9 protein-coding genes and 1 tRNA gene are annotated in these 12,032 nt (G+C 58.6%); 9 read left to right on the forward strand and 1 reads right to left on the reverse strand.

What is annotated here, in order from left to right:
• Positions 1-1,230, forward strand: a complete 1,230-nt coding sequence (locus AXF13_RS06450; protein ID WP_008683912.1) for a replication-associated recombination protein A — start codon at positions 1-3, stop codon at positions 1,228-1,230.
• Positions 1,227-2,054, forward strand: coding sequence for a lysophospholipid acyltransferase family protein (locus AXF13_RS06455; RefSeq protein ID WP_062252097.1), 828 nt, complete (start codon positions 1,227-1,229; stop codon positions 2,052-2,054). The genes AXF13_RS06450 and AXF13_RS06455 overlap by 4 nt, the downstream gene beginning before the upstream one ends.
• 194 nt (positions 2,055-2,248) lie before the next feature.
• Here AXF13_RS06455 and AXF13_RS06460 read toward each other — a convergent pair.
• Positions 2,249-2,326 (reverse strand) — tRNA-Pro (locus AXF13_RS06460).
• A gap of 135 nt (positions 2,327-2,461) precedes the next feature.
• On the opposite strand from AXF13_RS06460, the gene AXF13_RS06465 reads away from it, so the two are divergent.
• The 7 genes from AXF13_RS06465 to AXF13_RS06495 all read left to right on the forward strand — a co-directional run bounded on the left by AXF13_RS06465 (position 2,462) and on the right by AXF13_RS06495 (position 11,974).
• Positions 2,462-3,529, forward strand: a complete 1,068-nt coding sequence (locus AXF13_RS06465) for a protein-glutamate methylesterase/protein-glutamine glutaminase (protein WP_062252098.1) — start codon at positions 2,462-2,464, stop codon at positions 3,527-3,529.
• 26 nt (positions 3,530-3,555) lie between these two features.
• Entirely contained in the window at positions 3,556-5,493 is a 1,938-nt protein-coding gene (locus AXF13_RS06470; protein WP_223299992.1) for a HEAT repeat domain-containing protein, read from the forward strand.
• 563 nt (positions 5,494-6,056) lie between these two features.
• A complete protein-coding gene (locus AXF13_RS06475; protein WP_062254761.1) occupies positions 6,057-6,893 on the forward strand; it encodes a CheR family methyltransferase in 837 nt (278 codons plus the stop codon).
• 12 nt (positions 6,894-6,905) lie between these two features.
• Positions 6,906-7,682 carry a ParA family protein gene (locus AXF13_RS06480; RefSeq protein ID WP_062252099.1) on the forward strand — a complete coding sequence of 259 codons (777 nt, stop codon included), beginning with the start codon at positions 6,906-6,908 and terminating at the stop codon, positions 7,680-7,682.
• Complete coding sequence (locus AXF13_RS06485) at positions 7,676-8,341, forward strand: chemotaxis protein CheW (RefSeq protein WP_062252100.1); 666 nt, start codon at positions 7,676-7,678, stop codon at positions 8,339-8,341. The genes AXF13_RS06480 and AXF13_RS06485 overlap by 7 nt, the downstream gene beginning before the upstream one ends.
• Before the next feature lie 135 nt (positions 8,342-8,476).
• Complete coding sequence (locus AXF13_RS06490) at positions 8,477-8,845, forward strand: response regulator (protein WP_008683895.1); 369 nt, start codon at positions 8,477-8,479, stop codon at positions 8,843-8,845.
• Positions 8,846-8,914: 69 nt separating this feature from the next.
• Positions 8,915-11,974 (forward strand): chemotaxis protein CheA, encoded by a 3,060-nt coding sequence (locus AXF13_RS06495; protein ID WP_062252101.1) that lies wholly within the window; start codon positions 8,915-8,917, stop codon positions 11,972-11,974.
• Positions 11,975-12,032 lie beyond the last annotated feature (58 nt).

Here is a 12,032-nt window from a genome sequence, read left to right on the forward strand (position 1 = left end):
ATGGCTATCAGCAAGCCGCTGCCCGAACGCATGCGCCCCGACGATGTGGCGCAGTTCTTGGGTCAGAGCCATCTGGCGGATCGGCTGCGTTCATTAATGCAGGCCAAGCGCCTGCCCAGCCTGCTTTTTTTCGGCCCTCCCGGCTGCGGTAAATCCACCCTGGCCCTGCTGCTGGCTAAATCCACAGGTAAAAAATATCTGCGGCTCAGTGCGCCCGAGGCGGGTTTGCAGCATTTGCGCCGCGCTCTGGCCGGGGTGGAAATTCTGGTGCTGGACGAACTGCACCGTTTTTCCAAAGCGCAGCAGGATTTCTTTCTGCCCCTGGTGGAATCGGGCGAGCTGACCCTGCTGGCCACGACCACGGAAAATCCTTCTTTCAGTGTCACCCGCCAGCTCCTTTCTCGCCTGCATGTGCTGCGCCTGCGCCCTCTGGGCCGGGCTGAGCTGATGCAGCTGGCGCGGCGCGGCGCGCAGGATCTTCAGGTAGAGTTGAACGATGAGGTGCTGGACCTGTTGGCGGGAGTGGCCCACGGCGACGCCCGCAGCCTGCTCAATCTTGTGGAATACGTGGCAGCCCTGCCCGAGGACAAGCGTGACCTGGAGCAGATCAAGGCCGCCCTGCCCGAAGTGCTGGTCCGCCACGACAAAGACGGCGACAGCCATTACGAACTGGCCTCGGCCCTGATCAAATCCATTCGCGGCAGCGATGTGGACGCGGCTCTCTATTATTTGGCCTGCCTGCTGGAAGGCGGCGAAGACCCCCGTTTCGTCTGCCGCCGCCTGATTCTTTCCGCCTCCGAGGACGTGGGGCTGGCCGACCCCGGCGCTCTGCCCCTGGCTGTGGCCTGCCAGCAGGCCGTGGAGTTCGTGGGCATGCCGGAAGGTTTCATCCCCCTCGCCGAAACCGTGGTCTATCTGGCCCTGGCCCGAAAAAGCAACGCCTCCTATGCGGCCTACCTCAATGCCGCGCGCGAGGTGAAGCTCAACGGCGCACGGCCCGTACCCCTGCATCTGCGCAATCCTTCCACACAAATGCAGAAGGAATGGGGCTACGGCAAGGAATACAAATATCCCCACAATTACCCCGATTCCTGGGTGGAACAGCCCTATCTGCCGCCCGAACTGGAGGGCAGGCGCTTTTACCAGCCGCGCGACAACGGCGAGGAGCCGCGCCTTTCCCAGTGGTGGCGCAAAATCCATAAAATCAAAAAGACGGATGAGCAGTCATGATCCCCCAGCATGTTGACGGCGTTTTTCTTAAAAAATTCCTCACCGGCGACGTTTACCGCAGCCCGGAAGTCCGGGCGGGCGCGTTCAGCCGCCTGCTGCCCTCGCTCTCCTTTTACAGCCGCCTTTTTCTGGGGCCCGTTCGCTGGCTCTGCCGCCGGGCCTCTCAAGGCAGATGCGACGACGCTGCCTGGGTTTATGCCAGTATCTGGACGGCGGATCTCATGGAACGCATGGGCTGCCCCATTGAGGTGGAAGGCATGGACGCCATCAATGCCGTGGACGGCCCCTGCCTCTTTGTGGCCAACCACATGAGCACTCTGGAAACGTTCATGCTGCCGGGCATGATTCGCCCAAGACGCCCCGTGACCTTTGTGGTTAAGAAAAGCCTGACCACCATGCCCTTTTTCGGCGCGGTAATGCGCTCGCGCGACCCCATCGTGGTAGGCCGGGTTAACCCCCGCGAGGATCTTTCGGCCGTACTGAACGGCGGCGTGGAACGTCTCAAAAAAGGCGTTTCCATCATTGTTTTTCCGCAGAGTACGCGATCCAGCGTCTTTGACGAGCGGCACTTCAACAGCATCGGCGTCAAGCTGGCCCGGAGGGCCGGGGTGCCCATCGTGCCGCTGGCGCTCAAGACGGACGCCTGGGGCCAGGGTAAAAAAATCAAGGAGCTGGGACCGGTCAAGGCGGGCATGACTGTACGCTACCGTTTTGCCAGACCCATATGCGTCCAGGGCCAGGGCAAGGAAGAACACACTGCCATCTGCAACTATATTTCCAGCACCCTGGCCGTCTGGCAGGAACGGGACGGCATCAACCGCTGACCTGTCGACCCGGCCCCGGCTGAAAAATTCTCCGTGGCCGCAGCCTGACAGGCGTGCGGCACCCGCCCTGCACGGCAAGTGCGGCATATGCAATGAAAACGCAGAGCCGAGCGGAGAACGCTGAGACTGAGCCGGAGGTTTCAGAAATAAAAAATGGAAAAGGGCTTGCGTGGACACGCAAGCCCTGAGTTTCCTGGTCGGGATGGCGCGATTTGAACGCGCGGCCTCAGCGTCCCGAACGCTGCGCTCTAGCCAAGCTGAGCCACATCCCGTTAAGAAAGGCACTTTACGCCGGACGAATACATTTGGCAAGGCTTTTTTTTGTTTGTCAAATCAACCCTCCTGGCGTAACATGGCCGATGTATTCTCGGAACGCGGGAAAACTTCATTCCGGAGCGAGCGTTTTTATGATCCGTGTCCTTGTTGTGGATGATTCAACTTTCATGCGCCATGCCCTGGTTTCCCTCTTGGAGCAGGATCCGGAAATCAAAGTGGCCGGTACGGCACGCGACGGCCAGGAGGCTCTGCAGAAAGCCGGAGAGCTGGACGCCGACGTCATGACTCTGGATGTGGAAATGCCGCGTCTTGACGGCCTGGCGACCCTTCAGGAACTTATGAAAACGCACCCCATGCCGGTGCTGATGGTCAGTTCGCTCACGGAAAGCGGCGCTGAAAGCACCTTGAAAGCCATGGAATACGGGGCTCTGGATTTTATTCTCAAAACCATGAGCAACGACCGCGATTGTTTCGGGGACGAGTTGCGTCGCAAGGTCAAGGCGATTGCCCGTAAAAAAACCATCGTCAAGCTGAAATACCGCCGCATCAACCATATCGTGCAACCTCTTGCCCATCGCAGCCAACCTTCGCAACCCGCGGACTATGTCCAGACGCCCTGCCACGGACCGCGCGATCTGGTGGTCATCGGCGTTTCCACGGGCGGACCGCCGGTCGTGCAGAAAGTTCTTTCCGCCCTGCCCGCTGATCTTCCGGCCTGCATCCTCATCGCCCAGCATATGCCGGCCACCTTTACCGGTCCTTTTGCCAAGCGCCTGGACAGCGTATGCAACATCTCGGTTTCCGAGGCGGTCAACGGCGACAAATTTAAAAACGGCCACGCCTATGTCTGCCCGGGCGGCAAGCATATCGGCGTGCGCATGCGCGGCCCCCTGCCCGAAGTGGCCGTGACCGATGAGCCGCGCGACGCGCTGTACAAGCCCACAGTCAACGTGCTCATGGAAACGGCGGGGCGCTGTCTTGGGCGCCGTACCATGGGGGTCATGCTCACGGGCATGGGTTCCGACGGCTGCGAAGGGGCCCGTATTCTCAAGGAAAAGGGTGGCTGCCTCATTGCCCAGAATGAGGCATCCTGCGTGGTCTACGGCATGCCCAAGGCCGTGGTGGACGCCAGACTCGCCAATCTGATTCTGGATGCCGACGATATAGCTCAAGCCATTATCTCTACGGTCAAAGGCTGACCCGTATTTCATCAGGATACCCCACTATGAGCATGGAAAATTCGCAATACAGCGCGGCGCAGGTTCTCGAAGCCCTTCGATCCGGTGACAACGACAACGCCCGCAGCGCGGCTTTCAGCGCGGGCGATATGGGCATGGAAGAGGCTGTGCCCCTGCTCTGCGAACGAATCAAAAGCGAAAACATCGGCGTGCAGGAAGCCGCGGAATACGGCCTGCGCAAAATACGCGGGCCGCAAGCCATTGAGGCTTTGCTGCCTTTGCTGCGTAGCGACGAAGCGCCGGTGCGCAATGTAGCCATGGACATCCTGCGGGAAATCGGGGTGGACAGTATTGAAAGCATGCAGCCCTACCTCCGCGACGACGATCCCGACCTGCGCATCTTCATCGCCGATATTCTAGGTTATTGCCGCAGCCACCAGTCCGCGCTGCTGCTCGGCGACGCGCTGCTCAAGGATCCGGAAGTCAATGTGCGCTACCAGGCGGCCGTCAGTCTGGGCAACCTGGCCTTCCCCGAGTCCGTGGGCGACCTCTGCCAGGCCATGCACGATGAGGAATGGGTGCAGTTTGCCGTGGTGGAGGCCCTGGCCAAAATCAAGGATCCGTCAGCCATCAACGCTCTGGTGCAACTGCTGCCGCAATCTTCCATGCTGGTCAGCTCGGCCATCATTGACGCGTTGGGCGGTCTGGGCGACATCAAAACCATCCCTCTGCTGTTTAATTCTCTGGAAAACGTCAGCGTGATTCTGCGCCACAAGATCGTCAAGGCCATTGTCCAGATTCTGAGCGGGCGCTCGCTCTCCCTCCTGGCCGCCAAATCCCAGGAGCGCCTGCGCGCCTACCTCCTGGATGCGCTTTCCGACAATGACGAGGATATTCAGATGGCCGCCCTGCAGGGCCTCAGCGCCATCGGCAAGGAAGAGGCCAGCAGCGCCATCCTCGACTTGGCATCCGAGCTGGACCCGGAACGTAAGGCCGAGCTGTATGAGGCCGCCATCAGGGCCCTGGCTTCCATCGGCTACAACGATATTGTGCGCGACGCCTTGCGTAGCGCGGACGAAAATCGGATCATGATCGCCATGGAAGCCTGCCAGCTCATGGACGACCACCGCCCGGTGGAGGAAATCAAGAACCTCTTCTGGCGCGTGAGCCGCGAACTGCAACGCGCCGCCGTGGCGGAAGTGGCGCAGTTGGGCAGTTGCGACGATATGCCCTTCTTCCTCTCCATCATCGACGAATGCGAAGACGCCGAAGTGCTTAAAAGCGCGTTGGTCTTTTTCGGCAATCAGCATACCTGTCCGGACGTGGAGGACGTGGTCTTCAGCCAGCTCGAACACCGCTATGTGGACGTGAAGGAAATGGCCCTGGAGGCTTGCATCAACCTGCACAGTTCCAAGTTGAACGAGCGCTTCAAAGAGCGCTTCCGCAGCGACGATGCCATGCAGCGCATGATGGCCGTGTATGCTCTGGGGCGTTACAGCGTATCCGAGAACCTTTCGGAAATCACGGAAGCTTTGGAGGACGCGGATCCCGCCATCCGCCGGGTGGCGGTGGAGTCCTTTCTGAACATGGGCGGCGCGGCGGAGCGCTATCTGCCTCGCCTGCTGCCCCGGTTGTTTGACGAAGACAAAGATGTGCGCGTGGCACTGGTGGATCTTCTGGGGCAAATCGGCACATCGGCGGTCATGCCGCATCTGGTCACCGCCCTCAGGGATGAGAACGACTGGGTACGTATCCGCGCCATTGAAGCCTTGGGCGTGAATAAAAATACCGAAGCCGTGCCCACCCTGGCGCAGATGCTGGAACACGCGAGTCCCATGATCGCTTTTAAGATCATTGAAGCGCTGGGCAGGATCGGCGGCAATGTCGCCTTCAGCGTATTGCTGGGCATGATGGATCACGAAGATCTCGAAATCCAGCATGCGGCGGCTGATGCCGTGGCCGCCATTCAGGCGGAACAGGAGTAATTATGGCTACCCCTCCCACGCTTTTTCCCAAAACGTCCTTATTCAAAAACGGCGAATCGGACTCCAAGGCAGAGGCCTCCGAGAATAAGCCCGGCGCTCAAGCCGCCGCCACGGGCGTTGCGGAGCGGCCCACCTCGCTGTACAAGCCCAGACAGCCATCCGCGTTTTCCGGCGCCGGACAAAACCAGCCCGGATCGGCTTTCAGAACGCCTGCCCCGGCCGCTGACGCACCCGCGAGCTCGCCGTTCAGATCCGCGCAAAGTACACCCGCCGCTCCCCAGACCGGCACGCGCCCGTTTTCCGCCTTCCGACCCGCCGGTCAGCCGCCTGCGGACGGACAGAGCCAGACGACACCTCCGTTGCGCTCCTTTGCCAAGCCCGCCGCCAGGGCGGACGGAACAGCGCCGACATCGGCTTTCGGTACGACCAGCGCCGCGCGTCCTTCCCTGCTCCGTCAGCAGACCGCCGAACCCCAGCGCCCGACGCTGCAGCCCGGTTCGGCCTTCAGGCCACAGGGGCAGACGGTTCCCGCGTTCCGGGCCGCCTCGCCCTTTCGCAAGGATTTGCAGATTTCCGACGAGGAATTCTTGCTGCTGCGCGATTTCATCTATCTGCAATGTGGCATTTTTATTGCCGAAAACCGCAAATATCTTGTGGAAAACCGGCTCTCCAACCGGATCAAGGAACTGAATCTCAAAAGTTACAATGAATATTACAATTTTCTGCGTTTCGACGCCAACCGGCGCAAGGAGCTGAACAAGCTCTTTGAGGTGGTCACCACCAATGAAACCAGTTTTTTCCGCAATCCGCCGCAGCTGGAGGTTTTCCAGAAGTCCGTGCTGGCCGAAACCCTGGAGCAATGCAGAAAGTCCGGCCAGAAGAAGTTGAGGATCTGGTCCGCCGGATGTTCCACGGGCGAAGAGCCCTACACGCTGGCTATCATCCTGCATGAGGTGCTCAAGAGCGACATCCGCACCTGGGACATCAAGATCACGGCCAACGACCTTTCGGATGCCGTGCTCGCCGCGGCCCGGCGCGGCGTGTACAATGAATACGCCCTGCGCACCACGCCCAAGGAAATTGTCTCCACCTACTTCGGCAAGGAAGGCAATCTCTACAAGGTGGATCCCATGCTCAAGCGGCTCATCTCCTTCGGGCAGATCAACCTGAGCGACAAGGAACAGCTCCGGCGGGTGGAGAAATCGCAGATCGTATTCTGCCGCAATGTCATCATTTACTTTGACGACGAAATGAAGCGGAAGGTCATCAATGCCTTTTACGATAATCTGGAACCCAGCGGCGCGTTGCTCATCGGCCATTCGGAATCGCTGCACAATATCAGCCGCGCGTTCCAGCTTGAGCATCACAAGGGTACAATCGTCTACCGCAAACTGGGTTGATGCCATGCCGTCATGGGCGCGAAAATTCTGGCCATAGCCAATCAGAAAGGCGGGGTGGGCAAAACCACCACATCCTTGACGCTGGGCAGCGCGCTGGCACGCCGCGGTAAAAAGATCCTGCTACTGGATCTTGACCCGCATGCCTGCGCTACGCTGCACGCCAAGATTTATCCGGAGGAACTGCGCACCAGCCTGTATGATATTTTTCTGGCGCGGGACGGCGCCTGGCCTGAAATCTGGCCGGAGCTCATCCGCCCGGCGGTCTTGCAGGGGATGGATATCGCGCCGGGAAGCATCCGTCTTTCGGAGCTGGAAGTGGATTTCCGGGAGCGCAGCGCCAAGGGCAGCGTACTGGCCCGCAGCTTATGCAGCCTCACGGACGGCTATGACTTTGTGGTGCTGGATTGTCCGCCGCATGTGGGCATTTTGCTGGTCAACGCCCTGGTGGCGGCCGACCTGCTGATTATCCCCATTCAGACGGATTTTCTGGCTCTGCACGGCCTTAAATTACTGTTTGACACATTGCACACGTTGAACAAGGTGCTGCCGACTCCCGTCCGTTATCGGGCGGTGCCCACCATGTATGATAAAAGGGCCAAGGCCTGCACCAGAGTGCTGGAATTGATGCGGCGCAAAATGGGACATGCCCTCTTCACAACAATCATCGGCGTGGACACGCATTTTCGCGAAGCCAGCGCCTTGGGCTGCACTATTTACGATATTAACGCGCAATCCAGGGGCGCGCTGAGTTATGACGCCCTGGCTGAGGAAGTGCTCGGTTTATGGTAAAGACGCCGGAAGAATATTTTTCCGACCAGTGCTTTGAGGCACTGGATTCTCGTTGCACGCACGACGGGTTGAGCGACGCTGAGCAGGCTTTCGTCCAGAAGTATCTCGGCAATGACGCTCTGGCCGGTCTGCCCGTGTTGGAACCGGACGCGGCGTTGCCGGTCGCCAGAGAGACAGCGGCGACGACGCAACAGCTTTCACTGAAGCAAAGGTTGCGGAACGAAGCCCGCGTTCAGATGGTTTCATTTTTTGTGCGGGAGCAGACCTTTCTGTTGCCCGTGACGGCCATTCAGGAAGTATTGCGGCATATGCCACTGGTCAGGCTGCCCTTGGCCCCGCAGTTTGTGGCCGGGGTCGTTAACTTGCGCGGGCGCGTAACCCCCCTGCTCCATTTGGACGCCCTGCTCACCCTGGAGCGGGACTATCGCTACACGCCGCAGAGTTTCATCATTGTCTGCACCGCTGAACAAATGCAACTAGGTCTGATTATCGACAAAGTGCAAACTATGCATACTGTTGAACAAGATAAAATAACCTGGAATGCAGAAGTTCAGCTGGGCACCAGTGCAGATTTTTTATGCGGGATAGCCGATATAAATGATCATGTATGCGGCATTCTTGCTCCTGACATGATTGTGCAAAAACTTCTTGCAACCTGATATGCCGTGTTTTTGCATCATTACAAATAATTTTTTCAGAAAGACCTGCTTGCAAAAGTGACAAAGACTGACTAACGTGTCCAGATATATTCCGGAATCCATGACAGTCCCACATATGACGGACAGGAACGAATTATGCCTAAACACATTATGGTCGTTGATGACTCCAAGACCATCCGCAATCTAGTGGCTTTTGTGCTCAAGTCCGAAGGCTTCAAAGTCAGTACCGCCGAAGACGGGCTGGACGCCATTGAAAAACTGTACAGCCTTGAGCCGGTGGATTTGATCGTCTCAGACGTCAATATGCCGCGTATGGACGGTTTCACCTTCATCAAGACCATTCGCACGCAGGACGCCTATAAGGATATCCCCATCATCGTGCTTTCCACCGAAGGCCAGGAACAGGACATCCAGACCGGCATGAGCCTGGGAGCCAACCTGTACATGGTCAAACCCGCCCAGCCGGAAAAAATGGTCCGGAACATAAAGATGCTTCTTGGCTAGCCGATAAGAAAAGCAGTATGTGCCCCACCTGGAGCACTTCTGCTCTTTCAGCCAAACGAAGGTATGGGTATGAGCCAGGAATTTTTTGATCCGGAACTTTTCGCGGATTTTATCGCTGAAGCCAAGGAACACCTCGAAACCATCGAGCCGAATCTGCTGGAGCTTGAAAAAACTCCGGACAACTTGGCCTTGCTCAACGATATTTTCCGGCCCATGCACTCTCTCAAGGGAGCTTCCGGCTTTCTGGGCTTGAACCGTATCAACCAGCTGGCTCACAAATCCGAAAATATCCTGGATGAACTGCGCAAAGGCAGCATGGTGGTGACCTCGGAGATCATGGATGTAATCCTGGCCTCCACGGACGCCCTGCGCCAGATGATCGACAATCTCGAAGTCACCAATGCCGAAGGCGATGTGGAAATCGAGCACATCATGGCGCAGATCGAAGCCATTATGGCTGGCGACAGCACGCCCCAACCGGAACCCGCCGCGCCGCAAGAGGCCGCGCCTCCGATGGGAGACGCTCCGCTTGCCGCCGAAGCTCTCGAACCGGTGGCGAAAGCCGAGGCATCGGCACAGTCTGCAGGAAGCCCGGCTGAAGACAATGACAGCCCGGGTCTGAGCACCAAGGAATGGGTCGCCGCTCTGCCCTGTCGCGAGTCCTACGCGCTTACCGCTTTTGGCGAAGGCCATCTCAAGGATTTCATCGACGAATCCTATGAAATTATCGCGAGCCTGAATGACGGGTTGCTGGAACTGGAAGAAAACCCCACCGGCCGGGACGATCTGGTCAACGATCTCTTCCGTTTTTTCCACAACATGAAGGGCAACAGCGGCATTATCGGCTACAATGAGCTCAATGCCCTGACCCATGAAGCCGAAACGCTGCTCAACAATGTGCGCCAGGGCAAAATCACGCCCAGCCATGAGCTTATTGACCTGCTCCTGCTGGTTGCGGACGTGATGGAAGGCCTGGTGCAAAAAATCGAGGTCGCCAGCGGCCAAGCCACGCCTTTCGACACCAGCCCGGTCATCAAACAGTTACAGCAGGTTCTGGCCGGGGGCGCTATTTCTCTGCCCGAAGAATTGCTGGCTGCCCAGAACGGGACGCCCGGCATGGCGGACAACGGCAGCGACACGCAGGACGAGGTTCCGGAAAAAGAGGCCGCGCCTGTGGAAGTAGTCAATCCCACCATTATTCCCGTAGGTTCCGAGGGCGACGACGTCGATGTCTTTCGCGTGACGGTGCGCCAGCAGATCGAAATCATCCGCGCCGCTCTGGCAACCCTGCAAAAAGACGGCAGTCACAAGGAATCCATAGACGCTGTATACCGTTGTCTTGTCGCCGTCAGAAACGCCTGCAGCTTTGTGGGCCAGACGGAAATCAAGGTCTACGCTGAACGCACGGCGGGCATTGTGGATCAGGGCCGCATCAGCGGCATAGATTTCGGACTGATGGTTGACCTGCTGAGCCAGGAAGTAAGCATTATCGACGATATGGTGCAAAAGGCGCTGGACGAAGGTAAAATCGGCCCTGACGTGGGTTCCTCCGCCCAGACTCCCGAAGCCTCTTCCGCACCCGAGGTTTCTTCCAAGACTCCCGAAGCCCGGGCGACTTCCGCCGTAACGGCACCACCCAAGCCGGAGGCGGCCAAGCAGCACCCCACTCCCTCGCCTGCCGGGGAAGTCAAAACCGAGCCCACGCCTAAAACTTCGGCGCGACCAAACCCATCAGCTCCCTCCGCTCCGGCCCCAGCCGCCCAAACGGCTCCCGCCCCCGCGGCGGCCGCCGCCAAGCCCAAACCCATGACTTCCGCCGCAAAGGCAGCGTCGGCTGCCGCTCCGGCGGGTGAAGCGCACAAGAGTTCCTCCACTATCCGCGTAGATCACGAGCGCCTTGATCATTTGATGAATCTGATCGGCGAGCTGATCATCAACCGCAACCGTTACACCCTTATTGCCCGCTCCCTTGAAGGCGGCGGCGAGAACGTGAATATTTCGGAAGTGGCCCAGAGCCTTTCGGAAACCACCTACGCCATGGCCCGTATTTCCGACGATTTGCAGGACACCATCATGAAAGTCCGCATGGTGCCCGTTTCTTCGGTCTTTTCGCGCTTCCCCCGCCTGGTCCGCGACCTTTCGCGCAAAAGCGGCAAGGAAGTAGATCTGATCATGGAAGGCGAAGAAACGGAACTGGACAAGAGCGTGGTGGAGGTTATCGGCGATCCTCTGGTGCATCTGATCCGCAACTCCGTGGACCACGGCATTGAATCGGAAGACGTGCGAGTTGCTGCGGGCAAGGCGCCCAAGGGCAAGGTCACCCTGCGCGCCTTTCACAAGGGCAATTCCGTCGCCATTGAGATTGAAGACGACGGCAAGGGCATTGACCCGGATAAAATGCGCGAAGTGGCTATCCGCAAGGGCGTCATCACGCCCGAGGAAGCGGCGCAGCTGGATGACCGTGAGGCCATGGAACTGATTTTCGCGCCGGGATTCTCCTCCGCCGAAAAAATCACGGATATTTCCGGGCGCGGCGTGGGCATGGATGTGGTGCGCACCAACATCAAAAATCTCAAAGGCAGCGTCAACACCTATTCCGAAGTGGGCAAGGGCACGCGCTTCACCTTGAGCCTGCCGTTGACCCTGGCGATCATCGACGCTCTGATGGTCAATGTGTCCGGCCAGATGTACGCCATTCCGCTGGACGCCGTGTCGGAAACCACCAAGATAGAATTTGAACGTCTCACCGACGTCAAGGGACGTAAGGCCGTCACCCTGCGCGGCGAAGTGCTGGGCATTGTGGAACTTTCGGAAATGCTCGGCCTGCCGCGTACCGACCCTCTGCCCGATGTCCTGTCCGTGGTGGTCATCCATGATAATGAACGCCGTCTGGGTCTGGTCGTGGATCAACTTCTGGAACGCCAGGAAATCGTCATCAAGCCCCTGGGTGCGTATCTTGGCGATCTCAAAGGCATTTCCGGGGCCACTATCATGGGCGACGGCTCCGTGATTCTGATCCTTGACCCGCATGAGATCTACCTTATGTCCACCTCCAAGGCCGTGAGTATGGGGCCTGGCGGAGACCAGGGCAAACAGCAGCAACAATTTGCCGCCACGGCAAAGCAATAACAATGAAGGGGAGCTCAAGCTCCCCTTTTCATCTGTCGCCCCTCTCATTCCTCCCCTG

Source organism: Desulfovibrio fairfieldensis (assembly GCF_001553605.1).
Lineage (GTDB): Bacteria > Desulfobacterota > Desulfovibrionia > Desulfovibrionales > Desulfovibrionaceae > Desulfovibrio > Desulfovibrio fairfieldensis.